The organism is Sphingomonas sp. HMP9 (assembly GCF_013374115.1).
Taxonomy (GTDB): Bacteria; Pseudomonadota; Alphaproteobacteria; order Sphingomonadales; family Sphingomonadaceae; genus Sphingomonas.
In genome coordinates this window covers 836,506-854,766 of sequence record NZ_AP022673.1, presented here as the reverse complement: position 1 = coordinate 854,766, position 18,261 = coordinate 836,506, and the positions used below count along the sequence as shown (strand labels likewise).

Below are 18,261 nucleotides of genomic sequence, written 5' to 3'. Positions count from 1 at the left end.
CCCGCGATGCACGTCGTCTTCCGCGAGACCCACGGGCTGGAGGAAAGCGCGGTCCCACAGGACCTCGCCCAATCTGCCGCAGACCTCGTCGTCCTATCCTTTTCCGACGGCGACCTCGGCGCATTCGCTGCAGGCTGGAGACGTGCGGCCGCGGCCGGAGGCCGGTTGCCCTCGCTGCGCCTGGCAAACCTGACCGCGCTTCAGCACCCGCTCTCGGTCGACACCTATGTCGAGCAGACGCTGGCCGGTGCGAAGGGCATCCTGATCCGACTGATCGGCGGGCGCTCCTATTGGAGCTACGGCCTGCAACAGGTCGAGACTCTCGCGCGCGAGAAGGGCATTGCGCTTGCAGTCCTTGCCGCCGATGGTCGGATCGACGCGCGCCTCGATGCCGCCTCGACGATCTTGCTTTCGACGCTCCGCCGGCTGGCGCACCTCTGCGACACAGGTGGCGCGGTTGCGGCGCAAGCGGCCCTCGCGCAGTTCGCGCTGGCTGCCGGTTGCTATGCCGGCCCCGTGACCGGCGTCCGCGCGATCGCCGACGTCGGCGGCTGGCAACCGCATGACGGCGTGACCTGTCCCGCCGCGTTCGCGCTCAACGCGGACCGCCCCCGCATCCTGATCGTCTTCTACCGCTCCTACCTCACCGCCGCCGACCTGCACCCGATCGAAGCTCTTCACGCCGAACTGACCGCGCGGGGCTTCGACGCCATCGGCCTGTTCGCGCCGTCTTTGAAAGCGCCCGACGCAGCCGGCTGGCTGACCCGCTGGGTTGAAACCCTGGAGCCCGCCGCGATCGTCAATGCCACCGCCTTTTCGGCACGCGGCGCCACCGACACCACACCCCTCGACGGCGCCGACGTGCCCGTGTTCCAGATCGCGCTCGCCACCTCCGACCGCGCCGCCTGGGCGGGCGCGACGCGCGGCTTGTCGCCCGCTGATCTCGCCATGCACGTCGTCCTGCCAGAGGTGGACGGCCGCCTGTTCGCCGGCGTCGCTAGCTTCAAGGAAGCCGCAACGCGGGACGGCGACCTGGAATACACCCGCCGCGAACACCGCGCCGACGCTGCACGCGTTACCGCCATCGCCGCGCGCATCGAATCCTGGATCAAGCTCGCCAGCAAACCCGTCGCCGACCACCGGATCGTGCTCGTCCTCTCGACCTACCCCGGCAAGGCGTACCAGATGGCGCACGCCGTCGGCCTCGACGCGCTCGCCTCGACGCACGCCATTCTCGCCGACCTTGCCGAAGCCGGCTACGCGATCACTCCCGAAGTCAGCGACCTAGCTACGTCCCGCATCCACTGGCCGCTCGCCGAGTATCAGGCGGCGCTTGCGCACCTCCCCGAAGCGCTGCGGAACGACCTCCGGCAAAGCTGGGGCGTCCCCACCGAAGACTTCACCTTCACCGCGGTCGATCGCGGCGGAGCACTAATCGCGCTGCAACCCGAACGCGGCCGTAGCGAGCACCGCGCGGACGAGTATCACGATCTGTCGCGATGCCCGTGCCACGCCTATGTCGCTTTCTATCTCTGGCTTCGCGTGCGCGGCACCGATGCGCTCGTCCATGTCGGTGCGCACGGCACGCTCGAATGGTTGCCCGGCAAGTCGGTCGCGCTGTCCGACGCCTGCTGGCCCGAAGCGCTCACGGCGGCGATTCCCGTCATCTACCCGTTCATCGTCAACGACCCCGGCGAAGCCGCCCAAGCCAAGCGCCGGATCGGCGCGGTCACGCTCGGTCACGTCCCGCCACCGCTCGAACGCAGCCGTACCGGCGCTGGCCTCGGCCGCCTTGAAGCGCTGCTCGACGAATTCTCCAACGCCGACGGCCTCGACCCGGCGCGCCGCGATCGCCTGCAACGCGACATCCGCGAAGAAGCCACCGCCACGGGCCTCGCCGCCACGCTGGGGCTTGTTCACGCGCAGTCCCAAGCCGAAGCGATCACGCGTATCGATACCTTCGTGTGTGACGTGAAGGAGAGCCAGTACGGCGACGGCCTCCACATCTACGGCCGCGGCGAGCACGGCGCTGCCGAACGTACGGGATTGCTGACGGCCCTCCAAGGCAAACGCGTCGCACCCGGCCCCTCCGGTTCCCCGTGGCGGGGCCGCGCCGACGTTCTTCCAACCGGCCGCAATCTCTACACCACTGACCCTCGCGCGGTGCCGTCGCGCGCTGCGCATACCCAGGGTGTGAAGCTCGCCGACGAACTGATCCGTCGCCACCTGCAGGATCATGGCGACTATCCCCGCAATCTGGTCGTCGACCTCTGGGCCTCCGCGACGATGCGCACGGCGGGCGAGGAATTCGCGATGGCGCTTCACCTGCTGGGCGCAGAGCCGGTGTGGGACATTCAGTCCGACCGCGTGACGGGTATCGAAATCCTGCCGCTGGCCAATTTTGACCGCCCCCGCATCGACGTCACTTTGCGTGTATCCGGTCTGTTTCGCGACGCCTTCCCGACGCTTTGCACGATGTTCGGCCAAGCGGTCCGGGCGCTCGGCGCCCGCGACGAACCGGCCGACTGGAATCCCTTCGTCGGCAAGGCGGTCAGCGCCCGCGTCTATGGCCCTGAACCAGGCCGTTACGGCCTGAACATGGGCAGCGCCGCCGGAACCTACACGCCAGAGGCGCGGCTGGCGGCCGGCGAAGCGTGGCTATCCGCCTCCAGCCATGCGCTCGACGACGGCCAAGACAGCTTTGACCCGACCGGCATCCGCAACCGTGTCGCTGCGGCCGATGCCTTCGTCCACGTCCAGGACTTGCCCGAAACCGATCTCCTGCTGGCCGCGGACTATGCCGCGCACGAGGCCGGCTTCGCCGCCGCGCAATCGGTCGCAGGGGGACGCGCCTCGCTCTACCATCTGGACGCGCGGAATCCGGATCACGCGAAAGCGCGCCCGCTGGGCGAGGAGATAGCCCGCGTCGTACACGCCCGCGCTGCAAACCCAAGCTGGGTAGACGGCATGATGCGCCACGGCTTCCGCGGCGGCGCAGAGATCGCCGCCACGCTCGACCACCTCGGGGCCTTCGCGCACCTCGCCAGCGTCGTCAGCCCCGAACTGATCGACCTTTACTACGACGCCACCTTGGGCCGAGACGACGTCCACGCCTTCCTCGCCGAAGCCAACCCCAGCGCGCTCGCGGCGATGCAGGCGCGCTTCGCCGCCCTACACGACGCCGACCTCTGGCCGACGCGCCGAAACTCGATCCTCGCACGTCTCGACCTGCCGGCATGAGCGCATTCGAGGTCAAAGGCTGGTGCCCCGACGCGTGGCGCCCAATGATGGCCGGTGACGGCCTGCTGGTGCGCGTCCGCCCCCCGCTTGGCCGCCTGACACGCACGCAGGTGCTCGGCCTGTGCGAGGCTACAACGCGGCACGGCAACGGTCAGATCGACGCCACCACCCGCGCTAACCTCCAGATCCGCGGAGTCCGAGAGGATAGCTGGCGCCCGCTGATCGACGCGCTTCTCGCGCTCGGCCTGATCGACCCGAATCCGACGCGAGAAGCCCGCGCCAACATCCTCGTCGCACCCGAATGGCGGGCAGGCGACGATACGCATCGCATCGCCGAAGAGGTGCGCGGCCGCTTGTCCGAATTACCTCATCTTCCTGGCAAGATCGGCTTCGCGATCGACGCCGGCTCTACGCCGACGCTCCAAGACGCCCCGGCCGACTTCCGTATCGAACGTGCCGTATCCGGACAGTTGATCCTGCGCGCAGACGGCCGCGTGACTGGCAAACCGCTGTCGCCCGGGACCGAAGTCGACCACCTGATCGCGCTGGCGGGGTGGTTCGTAGAAAGCGGCGGTGTCGTCAGCGGTCGCATGGCGCGCCACCATGTTCCGCTTCCTGAATGGGCGGCCGGCACGACGCCCCCGGCGGCATCCACGGCTTACGTCCAACCCGGCATGCATGCACGTGGCATCGCGTTCGGCTTGCCATTCGGTCGGGTCGTAGCGGCCGCGCTTGCCCGCTTCCTCCGCGCCGAGCCCGCGATCGATGCGATCCGCCTCACGCCCTGGCGCGTCATGATCTGCGAAACGGATGCGCTGGTCGCGAACCAACCCGACCCTGCCGACTTCATTACCGATCCATCGTCATCGCTCCTGCGCACAGATGCCTGCGTCGGTGCGCCGGCCTGTCCGCAAGCCACCGTCGAAACGCGCGGCCTTGCACACCGTCTTGCGCCGCACGTCGCCGGTCGACTGCACGTCTCCGGATGCGCGAAGGGATGCGCGCGCGCCGCCCCCGCCGACGTGACGCTGACCGGGCGCGAAGGCCGCTACGACCTCGCGTTCGGCGCGCGAGCCGGCGCACCACCCTCCCGCGCTGGCCTCGACGCCGCGCAGATCCTCGCTCATTTCGGAGCCGCCTGAATGCCGTACGCCTATGAAACCGACGGCGCGGCGATCTACCGTCAGTCCTTCGCGATGATCCGCGCGGAAGCCGACCTTGCCCGCTTCTCGTCCGCGGAAGAGCCGGTCGCCGTCCGTATGATCCATGCCGCCGGACTGGTCGGGCTCGCGCAGCACATACGTTTCTCGCCAACGTTCGCCGTTGCAGCCCGCAAGGCGCTCCAGGCCGGTGCGCCGATATTGTGCGACGCACGCATGGTCACCGAAGGCATCACGCGCGCCAGATTGCCCGCCGACAACGCTATCATCTGCACGCTCCATGCGCCCGAGACACTGGATCTGGCCCGTTCGATGGGCAACACGCGATCGGCCGCGGCGCTCGAGCTCTGGCGTCCGCATCTCGCTGGCGCCGTCGTCGCGATCGGCAACGCGCCGACCGCGTTGTTCCGCCTGCTCAACATGCTCGAAGACCCCCATTGCCCGCGCCCGGCGGCGATCATCGGCTGCCCGGTTGGCTTCGTCGGCGCAGTGGAGTCGAAGGCGGCGCTCTGGGTTGACCAGCCGGTACCTTGCGTCGTCGTCGAGGGCCGGATGGGTGGCAGCGCGATCACCGTCGCCGCGATCAACGCGCTTGCGAGCGGCACCGAATGAGAATCGGGACGATCCACGGCGTGGGCCTGGGGCCGGGCGCGCAAGACCTGATGAGCGTCCGTTCCGACCGCCTGGTCCGCGGCGCGCGCCACGTCGCGTATTTCCGCAAGGCCGGCCGCCCTGGGCAAGCGCGGAAAATCGTCGACGGCATGCTTCGTGCCGACGTGGACGAGTTCGCGATGGAATACCCGGTCACCACGGAGATCCCGGTTTCCGACCCGCGCTACACGGAATGTTTGTCGTCGTTCTACGAGCGCTGCATCGATCATCTCGCCACGCTGGCCCGCACCGGCGAAGACGTCGTCGTCCTGTGTGAAGGCGACCCCTTCTTCTACGGTTCGTTCATGCACCTCTACACGCGCCTGCAGACGATCGCGCCGGTGCAGGTCGTGCCCGGGATCACCGGCATGTCCGGCGCCTGGACCGCAAGCGGCGCGCCCATCACTTGGGGGGACGACGTCCTCACGGTCCTGATGGGCACGCTTCCCGAAGAGGATCTGGTCCGCCGCATCCGCGATACCGACGCGCTGGTCGTGATGAAGATCGGTCGTCATCTCGCCAAGATTCGCCGTGCCGTCGCCGCGGCGGGTCGTGCGGACGAAGCATGGCTGGTCGAATATGCGGCAATGGCGGATCAGCGCGTGACGAAGCTGTGCGAGGCGGACGCTATCACCCCCTATTTCTCGATCCTGCTGATCCATGGGCAGGGGCGGCGGCCATGACCGGCTGGCTCGCAATCGCCGGCCTCGGCCCTGGAGACGAAGCGCTCGTGACCCCCGAAGTCACCGCGGCGCTCGCTGAGGCGACCGACGTTATCGGCTACATTCCCTATGTCGCGCGCGTTACGCCGCGTGTCGGCCTGACGCTGCATGCGACCGACAACCGCGTCGAACTGAGCCGCGCCGCGCACGCACTCCACCTCGCGGCAAAGGGCCACCGCGTCGTAGTCGTATCGTCCGGCGATCCCGGCGTGTTCGCGATGGCCGCCGCAGTGTTCGAAGCGCTCGAAGCCGGCCCTCTCGAATGGCGCGACCTCGATATCCGCGTACTCCCCGGTATAACCGCGATGCTCGCCGCGAGCGCACGCGCCGGCGCGCCGCTCGGTCATGATTTCTGCGCGATCAACCTGTCGGACAATCTGAAACCGTGGAGCGTGATCGAACGCCGCGTGCGCTTGGCCGCGGAAGCTGACTTCGCAATAGCCTTCTACAACCCCCGATCGAAGGCGCGCCCGGACGGCCTGATCCGGATCCTCGACATCCTTCGCGAGACCTGCCGTGACGACCGGCCCGTCCTGTTCGCCCGCGCGGTTTCCACCCCGGAGGAAACGCTTCGCATCGTCCCCCTCACCGAAGCCAGAGCGGACATGGCCGACATGCGGACGATGATCATCGTCGGCTCCAGCCTGACGCGGATCATCGAACGCCCGGCCGGCCCGATCCTCTACACCCCGCGGTCCGCGCCATGATCGAGCCAGCGCACCACATCCGCCACCGCATGCACCTCTTGGCGAGCGGGCAGGGTAGGGCGATCGATCATGATCACGGACAGCGAGAGCAAGCGCGCCGCATGCAATTTTGCCGATGCCCCCGTGCCGCCTGCGTTCTTGCAGACCACGACCTGCGTCGCATGCGCCTCCATCAGCCGCCGGTCGTCCTCGACATCGAACGGCCCGCGATCGACGACGAGATGATGGCGCGGCAACCCTGGCGGACGATCGGGCCTATCGACGAACCGCAGCAGATAGTCGTGCTGAGGCTGCACCGCGAACGCATCGACATGCATTCGCCCGAGCGCCAGCATCACGCGCCGCGACGGCCCAGCCAATGCAGCGACGGCGGCGTCGATATCCGCCACCCGCGTCCAGCGATCGCCGGCAACCGGAGTCCAGGCTGGCCGCGTCAGGGCAATATGCGCAATACCCGCACGCTTCGCGGCAGCGACGGCGTTGGCGCTCATCCGCGCCGCGAACGGGTGCGTCGCGTCGACCAGATGGGTTACGCCGTGCGCGCGCAGATACGCTTCCAACCCCTCGACACCGCCAAAACCGCCCACGCGTACCGGGATCGGCTGGGCTTTCAGAGTCGTGACACGTCCGGCATAGCTCAGCACCGCATCATCGCCGCGCGCAGACAGCGTGGCGGCCAGCGCGCTAGCCTCGGTCGTGCCGCCCAGCACCAGGATGTTCGACATGGCTGACATTCCCTGGCTGACGATCATCGGACTGGGTGAAGACGGCGCGGATGGCCTGTCCGCCTCAGCGAAAGCCGCGCTGGCGGATGCCGAATTCGTCACCGGCGCGATCCGCCACCTCGCGTTGCTCCCCGACCTTAAGAGCGCGGTCGAACCCTGGCCAGTCCCGTTCGACGACGGGATACCGCGCTTGCTGACGCACCGCGGAAAGCGTGTCGCGATGCTCGTGTCCGGCGATCCGTTCTGGTTCGGCGCGGGGACGTCGATCACCCGCCACCTTGCGCCGGGCGAATGGGTCGCGCACCCCGCACCCTCCACCTTTGGCCTTGCCGCGTCCCGGCTCGGCTGGCCGGTCGAGGACACCGCCTGCCTTGGCCTCCACGCCGCTCCCCTCGCGCGCCTCAGCCGACATATCGCGCCGGACCGCCGCGCGATCGTGTTGGTCCGCGACGGGTCCGCGGCCGCCGCGCTCGCCCGGTATCTCTGCGATCTCGGGTTCGGGAGATCCCGTCTGCACGTCCTCGAAGCGCTAGGCGGACCACGCGAGCGTATCCGCAAAACGACGGCCGCTACGCTGGATTTCGACGACATCGCGCATCCCGTCGCGATCGGGGTCGTCTTCGCGGGCGCAGGCGCTGTCCTGCCGCGTACATCCGGCCTGCCAGACGCCTGGTTCGAGCATGACGGTCAACTGACCAAGCGCCCGATCCGTGCGCTGACGCTATCTGCGCTCGCGCCCGAGCCCGGCGAGACGCTGTGGGATATCGGCGCGGGGTCGGGCTCGATCGGCATCGAATGGCTGCTCGCCCATCCCTCTACGCAGGCCATTGCCTTCGAAGCGGACCCCGTCCGCGCCGCCCGAACCGAGAGCAATGCCGCAGCCCTGGGTGTCGAGCGCATCCGGGTGGTTCAAGGCTGCGCACCCGCCGCTCTTGAAGACCATGCAACACCGGACGCCGTCTTTGTTGGAGGGGGACTATCCGACGCGCTGCTCGACGCATTATGGGCGAGATTGCCGGCCGGCACGCGGCTGGTCGCCAACGCCGTGACGCTCGAATCCGAGGCAGTGTTGGCGCGCTGGCACGGTGTCAAAGGTGGCACCCTAATGCGGATCGAACTGTCCGACGCCCTGCCGCTCGGCACCCGCCGCGGCTGGCGCGCCCGCTATCCGGTCGTCCAGTGGAGCGTCACGCTGTGATCGTCGCCGGCTTCGGGTTCCGCGCGGCGGCAACGCTGTCCGCCCTGCAAGAGGCGCTTGCCAGCGCGCAGCACGGCCAGCCACAGGTCACGCTGCTCGCCACCCCGGACGATAAGACGATTCTGGTCGAACGTTTGGCGGAATTGCTGAACCTCCCACTGGTCGCCATAGCTCCCGACGTGGTCCGCGGGGTACAAACGCCGACGCAATCGTGCGCGAGCATCGGTGCCCGCCATACCGGCAGCGTCGCCGAAGCGTGCGCTCTTGCCGCCGCCGGACCCGGCGCGCGACTCCTCGCCACTCGCCACATCTCCCCCGACCGGATGGCGACCTGCGCGCTTGCTCGATCGGGCACTCAAGGATCTGCCGCATGACCGTCCATTTCATCGGCGCAGGCCCCGGCGCGCCCGACCTCCTCACGCTCAGAGGTCGGGACCGGATCGCCGGATCGCCCGTCTGCCTCTACGCAGGCTCGCTAATCCCTGCGACGATGCTCGCTCATTGTCCGCCCGGCGCGCGGATCGTCAACACAGCGCCTTTGTCGCTCGACGCGATCATCGCCGAGATCCAGGCCGCGCACGATGCCGGCCAGGACGTCGCGCGTCTCCATTCCGGCGATCTCTCGATCTGGTCGGCGATGGGCGAGCAACTCCGCCGTCTTCGCGCGCTCGGCATCCCGTTCACGATCACCCCCGGCGTGCCCGCCTTCGCCGCTGCCGCCGCGGCGCTGGAGGTCGAACTCACGCTGCCCGAACTTGCGCAGTCGGTGGTGCTGACCCGTACGCCCGGCCGCGCCAGTACGATGCCGCCTGCCGAGACGCTGCCCGCCTTTGCCGCGACCGGCGCGACGCTCGCCATCCATCTCTCGGTCCACAATCTCGCACGAGTGATCGCGGACCTCACGCCTTACTACGGCGCAGACTGCCCGGTTGCGATCGTCTGGCGCGCAAGTTGGCCCGACCAGCAGATCGCGCGGGCGACACTCGCGACGATCGCGGATGCCGTGGCGGGCAAACCCGACCGGACCGCGTTGATCCTCGTCGGCCAGGCGCTCGGCGCGCGGGATTTTGCGGACAGCAGTCTCTACGCACCAGGCTATGACCGCCGCTTCCGCCCGCAATCGGCGGACTCGAAATTTGCAGGAGGCGAAGCATGACGCCCGGCCTGATGATCGCAGCGCCCGCATCGGGCACTGGCAAGACCACCGTAATGCTCGGCCTCCTGCGCGCACTTCGCGACGACGGCCTCGCGGTTCAGCCGTTCAAGAGCGGACCCGATTATATCGACCCGGCCTTCCACCGCGCCGCCAGCGGCCGTGCGTCGTTCAACCTCGATAGCTGGTCGATGCCCGCGACGATGCTCGACACCCTCGTTACCAAGGCCGACGACGCGGACTTCGCACTGGCGGAAGGCTCGATGGGTCTGTTCGACGGCGTCGCGAAACCAGGCGCGACCGGCAACGGTGCGAGCGCCGATATCGCCCGCCGGATGGGTTGGCCGGTCGTGCTGGTGATCGACGTCTCCGGACAGGCGCAGTCCGCCGCCGCCACCGCACTCGGCTTTGGCCGTTACGACCCCAGCGTGCGGATCGCCGGGGTAATCCTCAACCGCGTTGCCAGTCCCCGTCACGAACGCCTCGCCCGAAGCGGCATGGACGCGGTCGGGATCCGCGTATTCGGCGCGTTGCCACGGCGCGGCGACCTGAAGCTGCCCGAACGCCACCTGGGGCTGGTACAGGCGGTCGAGCATCCCGACCTCGACGCTCGGATCGTCGAATATGCCAGCTTCCTCCGCGCGCATGTCGATATCCCCGCGCTCCGCGACGCGGCTAGCGCGAGCGCCCGACCGGCAAGCGCGCCAAGCTGGATACGTCCTCCGGCGCAGCGCATCGCACTCGCACAGGACGCCGCCTTCTCGTTCACCTATGCACACGTCCTCGAAGGCTGGCGGCGTGCAGGCGCGGAAATCCTGCCTTTTTCCCCGCTTGCCGACGAGTCGCCAGCTGCGGACGCCGACCTCGTCTGGCTCCCCGGCGGCTATCCCGAACTCCACGCCGGCAAGCTCGCCGAAGCACGGCAATTCCAGGCCGGCCTGGCCGACTTCGCGAAGACCCGCCCGGTCCACGGCGAGTGCGGCGGCTATATGGCGCTAGGCGAAGCACTGATCGACGCGGACGGCGTTCGCCACCGGATGGCTGGTTTGCTCGGCCTCGTCACCAGCTATGCTCAGCGCAAGATGCACCTAGGCTACCGCCGTGCCACGTTGCTTGCGCCGATGGGCGGTGTCGCGACCGGGGCGTCGCTGACTGGCCACGAGTTCCATTACTCCACGATCATCGACCAGCCCGACATCCCGCTCGCGCACGTCTGCGATGCCGAGGGTAATGCGGTCGCGGAAACCGGCTCGTATCGTGGCCCCGTATCGGGCAGTTTCTTCCACATGATCGCAACCAATCCATGACCGGTTTTGTCTCGTTTGTCGGCTCCGGACCTGGCGACCCCGAACTCCTGACGTTGAAGGCGGTCTCGCGCTTGCAGGCCGCGGACGCGGTGCTGTTCGACGACCTGTCGTCCGGCGCGGTTCTGGGTCATGCCCGCCCCGGTGCCGACCTCGTCGCGGTCGGCAAGCGTGCCGGTCGCCCCTCGCCCAGCCAGGCGCATGTTTCGCAACTGCTCGTCGAGTACGCCCAAACCGGTATCCGTGTCGTCCGGCTCAAGTCCGGTGACGCGGGCATGTTCGGCCGCCTCGAAGAAGAGATCGTCGCGCTCAGGGCTGCAGGGGTACCGTTTGAGATCATCCCCGGCATCAGTGCCGCCAGCGCCGCTGCCGCCGCCGCGCAGATCCCGCTCACCCGCCGGCTCAGCGCCCGCCGCGTCCAGTTCGTGACGGGGCACGACGTGACCGGCGACCTGCCCGAACAGCGCAACATGGCCGCGCTTGCCGACGCCGAGGCGACGACGGTCGTGTTCATGCCGAAGCGAACCTTCCCGGCGCTGGCCGCATCGCTGATCGAGCATGGGCTTTCCCCGGATACGCCAGCGCTGATCGCCGAGAATGTCGGCCACCCCGACCAGTCGCTGACGCGCTCGACGATTGCAAGCCTCGCGGCCCAACTGGAGGCCGGCTTCTCCGGCAAGCCTGCGCTGATCCTCTACGGTCCGCTGATGGAAGACGAGACCGAGGAATGATTGACCTCCACTTGATCGGCATTGGCACCGGCAACCCCGATCACCTCACCCGCGCCGCGATCGCCGCGATGAATGCCGCCGACCTGATCCTGCTGCCGCGCAAGGGCGATGCGAAGTCCGACCTGATCGATCTACGCCGCACGATCTGCGCAGACGTTCTGAGCGGTGCCACGCGCGTCGTCGAGTTCGACCTGCCGGACCGCGACCCGGCCGCGCCGTATCTGCGTGCGGTCGACCAATGGCACGACGCGATCGCGGTCGCCTGGAAAGACGAGATCGCACGACATCTGCCGAACGGCGGCCGCCTTGCGCTGCTCGTATGGGGCGATCCGTCGCTGTACGACAGCACGCTTCGGATCGCCGATCGGCTGCGCGCGGATGGCTCGGCGATGACCATGAAAGTCGAACCCGGGATCACCAGTCTGCAGGCCCTGACCGCTGCACATGCGATACCGTTGAACACTGTCGGCGCGCCGGTGGTCATCACGACGGGGCGAAGGTTGAGAGCAGGGGGGTGGCCTGCGAACGCCGATACGATCGCAGTCATGCTCGACGGCGATTGCGCGTTCCAGACGCTGGACCCGCCCGGTATCTCGATATGGTGGGGTGCGTATCTGGGGATGGCGCATCAGGCGCTGATCGCCGGCTCGCTGGACGACGTCGCTGCCGAAATCATCCAGACACGTGCTGCGCTTCGCAAGCGGCATGGCTGGATCATGGACATCTATCTTCTACGCCGCGCCACCGGCTGGTCGGCCGTCTCTACTGGACCCGTATCGCTCGGTTTATGACCGAAGGTAGACGTCACGCGAAAGGAACGATCGGCGCGTCCGAGACGTCGCCGATCGCCGCCTTATCGTTGCTTATTCAAGGTCGTCTTCGTCGACGATGATCGTCGACGCATTCGGCTTGCGCTCGATGGCCGCGAGGCACGCATCGACGATATCGTCGTTGAAGCGATTGAACAGCTCGATGCCGTCGTCCTCGGGCTCGTCGCCGCTCAGTTCCTTCAGAACCGCGTACTTGACCGCGAACTCATATTCGTCGCCGTCGAACTCGCCGGAAAATTCGATCTGCTTCTGGATGTCGTTGTCGACGACGCTCGCCTGATCGATTTCGAGGGTATTTGCCATGTCCGAACTCCTGGGGTTTGACCGCCTACTGCCTGCGCACGCGCGACAGCGCAAGCGCTCAACCCGGTGGTTTGCTAACCGATTGTAACAAGGGCTGGGGCAGGGCAATGAGAGGGGCATCACTCCTGCCATTGTGAGTCGTCAATGTCGCGTTCCAGCCTGCTTCGTTCCGCCGCCATTCTCTGCTGCATCGCCAGCGCCGCGTCCGCGCAAACCCCCGCCAAACCCTCCCGCGTCAACCCGCTGACCGTGCCCAGCACGCTGCCGTTCCAAGCGCCGCGCTTCGACCAGATCACCGATGCCGACTATCAGCCTGCGCTCGAGCAGGGCATGGCCGAGCAGATCGTCGAGATGAAGGCGATAGCTAACAACCCCGCCGCGCCAACCTTCGCCAACACGATCGAGGCGATGGAACGCTCCGGCCGGACGCTCGATCGCGCGAGCCAGGCGTTCTTCGGCGTATCGCAGGCGAACACCAATGACGCACTCGACGCAGTGCGGTCCGCGGAGGCGCCCAAGCTCGCGCAGCATAGCGACGCGATCTATCTCGATCCCAAGCTCTTCGCACGCGTCCAGGCGCTTTATGCAAAGAAGGACTCGCTCGGTCTCGATGCCGAGCAGCGCCAGGTGCTGGAGATCTACCACAGCGACTTCCTCCACGCCGGCGCGCAGTTGAACGACGCCGACAAGGCCAAGCTACGGTTGCTCAACACGCAGATCTCGACCGCGACGACCGACTTTCAGCAGAAGCTGCTCGCGGGCACCAAGGCGGGCGCGCTCGTGGTCAACGACAAGGCGAAGCTCGCCGGCCTGAGCGAGGCCGAGATCGCCGCGGCGGCGGAAGGCGCGAAGGAGCGCGGGATGCCCGGCAAATACGTCCTGTCGCTGCAGAACACGACGCAGCAGCCCGCGCTCGCCTCGCTGACCGACCGCGCGACCCGCGCCGCGCTGTTCGAGAAGAGCTGGAACCGGTCGCAACGCGGCGACGCGAACGATACGCGTGCGCTGATCCGGACGATCGCGCAGTTGCGCGCGCAGAAGGCGCAGCTGCTCGGCTATCCGAACTATGCCGCCTATTCGCTGTACGATCAGATGGCCAAGACGCCGGCGGCGGCAAAGGGTTTCATGACGCAGCTCGTTCCTGCCACCGCCGCCGAGCAGCGCCGCGAGGCCGCCGAGTTGCAGAAGACGATCGACGCGACCGGCGCCTCGTTCCCGCTCGCGCCGTCCGACTGGGATTTCTATTCGGACAAGGTGCGCAAAGCCAAGTACGACCTCGACCAGAACGAGCTGAAGCCGTATTTCGAGATCGGCCGCGTGTTGCAGGACGGCGTGTTCTTCGCCGCCAACCAGCTCTACGGCGTCACCTTCAAGGAACGCCGCGACATCCCGACCTATCAGCCGGACATCCGCGTCTTCACTGTCTACGACAAGGACGGTTCCGAACTGGGGCTGATGTATTTCGACTATTGGAAGCGCGACAACAAGGCGGGCGGCGCGTGGATGTCGAACTTCGTCGGCCAGTCGAAGCTCTTCAAGACCAAGCCGGTCGTCTATAACGTGGGTAACTTCACCAAGCCGGCGCCGGGCCAGCCCGCGCTGATCACGTTCGACGACGTGACGACGATGTTCCACGAATTCGGCCATGCGCTGCACGGTCTGTTCGCGAACCAGACCTATCCTTTGGTGTCGGGCACCAACACCGCGCGCGACTGGGTCGAGTTCCCGTCGCAGTTCAACGAGCATTGGGCGCTCGATCCCAAGGTGTTCGCGAACTATGCCAAGGATTATCGCAGCGGTGCGGTGATGCCGCAGGCGCTGGTCACGAAGATCAAGAACGCGGCGAAGTTCAACCAGGGCTATGAACTGGGCGAACTGGTTGCGGCCGCGACACTCGATCAGGACTGGCATTCGCTGCCGGCGTCGGCCGGGCCGCAGGATGTCGACGCGTTCGAGACCAAGGCGCTGAACTCGATGGGCCTCGACACGAAGGACGTGCCGCCGCGCTATCGCACCAGCTATTTCGCGCACATCTGGGCGGGTGGCTATGCGGCCGGCTATTACGCGTATCTGTGGACGCAGATGCTCGACAACGATGCATACGCCTGGTTCATGGCCCATGGCGGGCTCACGCGCGCAAACGGCCAGCGCTTCCGCGACATGATCCTGTCTAAGGGGCATACGCAAGACTATGCGCCCATGTTCAAGGCGTTCTACGGCAAGGATCCCGATATCGGCCCGATGTTGGAAGACCGCGGCCTGACGGGGGGCGCCAAGTAACACAGCCAGCGGTGCGGCGGTCATTTGGCTCGCCGCACCGCACCATATTAAAACTGTCGCGTAACGGTCATCCGACTGTCTCGCAGTGACAATAGGCGCAGCCCCGGGAGTGACGATCGATCGATCTCGCTAGGGGTTTTCAAGAATGACGATGTTTTCTCGTGCGGCCGCGCGGCTGTTGTGCGGCGCTGTTGGTCTGGTCGCGTACGGCGTACCGGTCGCCGCCACGGCGCAGTCGCTGGTGGCCAAGGACGCGGCGCCGGGGTCGCCCGCACCGGTGGTCGATCCCGCCGATCCGGCAACCCCGCCCGCCGGGCAGGACGACACGATCGTCGTCACCGGCGCCAACACGCGGTCTGTGACGCAGGTCAGCGGCGTCGATATGCAGAAGATCCTTCCCGGCGTCAGTCCCTTGAAGGCGCTCCAGACGCTGCCGGGTGTCACGTTCCTGACCGCTGATCCTTGGGGCAATAACGAGCAGAACATCTCGCTGTTCGTCCACGGCTTCAACGCGCAGCAGCTTGGCTACACGCTCGATGGCCTGCCGCTCGGCGACCAGAATTACGGCAATTACAACGGCTTGTCGCCGCAACGTGCGATCATCTCGGAGAACGTCTCGCGCGTCACGCTGGCCAGTGGTGCGGGCGATCTCGGGACCGCGTCGACCAGCAATCTCGGCGGCACGATCGATACCTTTTCGAGCGATCCGCGGAAGGATCTCGGGGTTCAGATCGACCAGACGCTTGGCAGCCACTCGACCTCGCGGCTGTTCGCGCGGATCGACAGCGGCGATCTCGGCAACGGCAACGCGTTCTACATTTCGGGGTCGCGTCAGAAGGCGAAGGCCTGGGATTTCAACGGTATCCAGGGCGGCTATCAGGCCAATGCCAAGTTCGTCCACGATGATTCGAACGGCAAGCTGACGCTGTACGGCGCCTTCTCGGACAAGACCGAGCCGAATGAGGATTCGACCGTCATCACGACGGCAACGCAAGCGACCGCGCCGTACGTCCGCCCGTTCGTCTACCCCAATTTCAACGAGATGCTGACGTATCTCAACTCCGGTGCGTACAAGGCGGACGGGGCGAACTACCGCAATTACTACGGCGTCGCCGCCCGCACCGACTATCTCGGCTACGTCAAATACGACTGGAACGTCAGCGACCGCGTGACCTTCTCGAACCAGGCCTATTATCACCACAATGACGGCGTGGGCGTCATCGGCGGCCCGATCGACGTCGCCGGCCTGCCCAAGCTGTTCTCGTTCTACTACCCCGGCCAGAACCTGACGTCGGTGTTCGGCGGCTCCGGCCTTGCGACGCGCACCACAGAATACCGGATCGATCGCGGCGGCCTCGTCTCGACCGTCGCGCTCGATCTCGGCGCGCATCACGTCGAGTTCGGTGCCTGGTACGAGCATCAGAGCTCATCCGCCTATCGCCGGTGGTATCCGTTCCCGGTCAACGATCCGAGCACGCCGTACCAGCGTCCGCGCGAAGAGCTGACGCCGCTGATCACGCAATATCACAGCGAAGTCCGCGTCGACGAATACCAGGCGCATATCCAGGATAGCTGGAAGGTCTTGCGCACGCTCACGATCCTGGGCGGCGTCAAGAGCACGTTCCAGAACGCGTCGCAGCGCGTGCCGACGCAGCCGATCCCGGGCTCGTTCACCGGCTCGGTCGCGCTGCCGGTCGGCAAGATCGACACGCACAAATACTTCCTGCCACAGCTTGGCGGGCTGTGGGATGCCACGGACAACGAACAGGTGTTCGTCAACGTCCAGAAGAACATCCGCCAGTTCCAGACCAGCGCCGCGGCGGGCCTGTCGCCCTTCGCGCTTGGCAGCCAGGCGGCGTTCGACCTGTTCAAGCAGGACGTCGAGCCCGAGACGAGCTGGACCTATGAAGCCGGGCTTCGCTCGCACCACGCGCTGAACCTTGGCCCGCTCACGGGTTTCGATGGCCAGATCAGCGTCTATCATGTCGATTTCAGCAACCGCCTGCTCGGGATCAGCCCGACGCCGGTGGTGACCGCGGTCGTCAGCGGTGCAGCGATCCTGCAGAACGTCGGTGCGGTGAAGACCGATGGGTTCGACGTCGCCGGTACGTTCCGGTTCGGGTCGCACTTCTCGTTCTACGATGCGCTGTCGTACAACAACTCGCGCTACGAGGAGAACTACATCAGCGGGACGAGCACGGTCGCGACCGCAGGCAAGAAGGTGCCGGGAAGCCCCGACTGGCTCAACAAGTTCACCGCGTCCGCGAACTACGGAATCTTCGACGCGCAACTGGTCGGCGACTATATCGGCAAGCGGTTCGCCACCTATACCAACGACCTGTCGGTGCCGTCCTACTTCACGCTATCCGGCCGCATCGCCGCGCGCGTGCCGCTGTCGGAAGGCCAGATCGTCCGCACCGCGACGGTTAGCCTGAACGTCACCAACATCACCAACAAGCGCGCCGCTTCGACGCTGAGCATCGGTGCGGCGAGCGGGACGTTCAACCAGTTCCCGGTTGCACCGCGCCAGGTGTTCGGGACGATCAGCGTCGGCTTCTGATGCGGGCAGGGGGCTCCGGGTTTGCCGGAGCCCCTAATGCGCGTCCGTCGTCGGGAACGACAGCGGAGGATCGCCCGGCTGCCACGCCGCCGGGCGTATCATGACCCGCGCGAACAGCGGCGATGCGAGGTGCATCGCCAGCCACGCCTGTAGCCGCGCGAAAGGCAGGCCGTCGAAATAGGATCGATCGGTTTGTGCGAACTGACGAACGAACGGCATGATCGCGAGATCGGTCATCGACTGCGCGCTGCTGCCGAGACTGGCCGAAGCGCGGAGCCTTTCGTCCAGGTCGCGGAGCAAGCCCGTTGCGGCGGCCCGGTGCTCGATCGGATCGACATCGTAGCGGTCGGCATATTTGTAGCGGTCGAGATGGTGTTTGAACTCACCGTCGTTCACCGCGATCAACCCCGCGTCGTTACCGGTCGGCCACGCGGCATCGCCCGTGTTTGCGCACGCCCAGCGCATGATATCGAGGCTCTGGTCGATCACCGTCCCGTCCGGCAGCACGAGCACCGGCACGGTTCCCTTGGGCGACGCGTCGAGCATCGCCGCCGGCTTTTCGCGCAAGACGATCTCGCGAAGTGCAACACGACGATCGTTCGCCGCGATCGCGAGCCGCGCGCGCATCGCATAGGGGCAGCGTCGGAAGCTGTAGAGTATCGGTGCCATCTCGCCCGCATACCGCGTAGGGACGGTC

At 66.9% G+C, this 18,261-nt stretch carries 16 protein-coding genes; 13 read left to right on the top strand and 3 right to left on the bottom strand.

Features of this window, described 5'->3' with window-relative positions; translation table 11 throughout:
- Nucleotides 1-6 precede the first annotated feature (6 nt).
- From cobN to cobJ, 5 genes are read left to right on the top strand one after another with little or no spacing between them, the layout of a single operon-like run.
- Nucleotides 7-3,240, top strand: coding sequence for a cobaltochelatase subunit CobN (gene cobN, locus HMP09_RS03705; protein ID WP_176499238.1), 3,234 nt, complete (start codon nt 7-9; stop codon nt 3,238-3,240).
- Nucleotides 3,237-4,382 (top strand): precorrin-3B synthase, encoded by a 1,146-nt coding sequence (cobG, locus tag HMP09_RS03700; protein WP_176499237.1) that lies wholly within the window; start codon nt 3,237-3,239, stop codon nt 4,380-4,382. Before cobN ends, cobG begins: the two co-directional genes overlap by 4 nt.
- On the top strand, nt 4,383-5,012 hold the full coding sequence (locus HMP09_RS03695) for a precorrin-8X methylmutase (protein WP_176499236.1): 630 nt from the start codon (nt 4,383-4,385) through the stop codon (nt 5,010-5,012). It begins immediately after the preceding gene.
- A complete protein-coding gene (gene cobI, locus HMP09_RS03690) occupies nt 5,009-5,734 on the top strand; it encodes a precorrin-2 C(20)-methyltransferase (RefSeq protein WP_176499235.1) in 726 nt (241 codons plus the stop codon). Before HMP09_RS03695 ends, cobI begins: the two co-directional genes overlap by 4 nt.
- Nucleotides 5,731-6,480: a precorrin-3B C(17)-methyltransferase gene (gene cobJ / locus HMP09_RS03685; protein WP_176499234.1), complete on the top strand. Its 750-nt coding sequence runs from the start codon at nt 5,731-5,733 to the stop codon at nt 6,478-6,480. Before cobI ends, cobJ begins: the two co-directional genes overlap by 4 nt.
- Here the strand turns inward: cobJ and HMP09_RS03680 are convergent.
- Nucleotides 6,456-7,205, bottom strand: coding sequence for a cobalt-precorrin-6A reductase (locus tag HMP09_RS03680; RefSeq protein ID WP_176499233.1), 750 nt, complete (start codon nt 7,203-7,205; stop codon nt 6,456-6,458). The genes cobJ and HMP09_RS03680 overlap by 25 nt on opposite strands.
- On the opposite strand from HMP09_RS03680, the gene cbiE reads away from it, so the two are divergent.
- The 6 genes from cbiE to cobF are packed head-to-tail and all read left to right on the top strand — an operon-like array spanning nt 7,204 to nt 12,382.
- Complete coding sequence (gene cbiE, locus HMP09_RS03675) at nt 7,204-8,403, top strand: precorrin-6y C5,15-methyltransferase (decarboxylating) subunit CbiE (RefSeq protein WP_176499232.1); 1,200 nt, start codon at nt 7,204-7,206, stop codon at nt 8,401-8,403. The two genes, HMP09_RS03680 and cbiE, sit on opposite strands and share 2 nt — an antisense overlap.
- Nucleotides 8,385-8,777 (top strand): cobalamin biosynthesis protein, encoded by a 393-nt coding sequence (locus tag HMP09_RS03670; protein WP_232090640.1) that lies wholly within the window; start codon nt 8,385-8,387, stop codon nt 8,775-8,777. The genes cbiE and HMP09_RS03670 overlap by 19 nt, the downstream gene beginning before the upstream one ends.
- The gene (gene cobM / locus HMP09_RS03665; protein ID WP_176499231.1) at nt 8,774-9,559 is read left to right on the top strand and encodes a precorrin-4 C(11)-methyltransferase; all 786 of its coding nucleotides are present in this window, start codon (nt 8,774-8,776) and stop codon (nt 9,557-9,559) included. Before HMP09_RS03670 ends, cobM begins: the two co-directional genes overlap by 4 nt.
- Nucleotides 9,556-10,863 carry a cobyrinate a,c-diamide synthase gene (locus tag HMP09_RS03660; RefSeq protein WP_176499230.1) on the top strand — a complete coding sequence of 436 codons (1,308 nt, stop codon included), beginning with the start codon at nt 9,556-9,558 and terminating at the stop codon, nt 10,861-10,863. The genes cobM and HMP09_RS03660 overlap by 4 nt, the downstream gene beginning before the upstream one ends.
- A complete protein-coding gene (cobA, locus tag HMP09_RS03655; RefSeq protein WP_176499229.1) occupies nt 10,860-11,591 on the top strand; it encodes a uroporphyrinogen-III C-methyltransferase in 732 nt (243 codons plus the stop codon). The genes HMP09_RS03660 and cobA overlap by 4 nt, the downstream gene beginning before the upstream one ends.
- Nucleotides 11,588-12,382, top strand: coding sequence for a precorrin-6A synthase (deacetylating) (gene cobF, locus HMP09_RS03650; RefSeq protein WP_176499228.1), 795 nt, complete (start codon nt 11,588-11,590; stop codon nt 12,380-12,382). The genes cobA and cobF overlap by 4 nt, the downstream gene beginning before the upstream one ends.
- A 72-nt stretch (nt 12,383-12,454) precedes the next feature.
- Here the strand turns inward: cobF and HMP09_RS03645 are convergent, their stop codons facing one another.
- Nucleotides 12,455-12,724, bottom strand: coding sequence for a DUF1488 family protein (locus HMP09_RS03645; protein ID WP_056058830.1), 270 nt, complete (start codon nt 12,722-12,724; stop codon nt 12,455-12,457).
- A gap of 144 nt (nt 12,725-12,868) precedes the next feature.
- Here HMP09_RS03645 and HMP09_RS03640 point away from each other — a divergent pair, with 144 nt between their 5' ends.
- Nucleotides 12,869-15,004 carry a M3 family metallopeptidase gene (locus HMP09_RS03640; protein ID WP_176499227.1) on the top strand — a complete coding sequence of 712 codons (2,136 nt, stop codon included), beginning with the start codon at nt 12,869-12,871 and terminating at the stop codon, nt 15,002-15,004.
- Between the two features lie 145 nt (nt 15,005-15,149).
- Nucleotides 15,150-17,564 (top strand): TonB-dependent receptor, encoded by a 2,415-nt coding sequence (locus HMP09_RS03635; RefSeq protein ID WP_232090638.1) that lies wholly within the window; start codon nt 15,150-15,152, stop codon nt 17,562-17,564.
- A 33-nt stretch (nt 17,565-17,597) separates the two neighbouring features.
- Here HMP09_RS03635 and HMP09_RS03630 read toward each other — a convergent pair whose 3' ends face one another.
- Nucleotides 17,598-18,233, bottom strand: a complete 636-nt coding sequence (locus HMP09_RS03630) for a glutathione S-transferase (protein ID WP_176501553.1) — start codon at nt 18,231-18,233, stop codon at nt 17,598-17,600.
- Nucleotides 18,234-18,261: the final 28 nt, after the last annotated feature.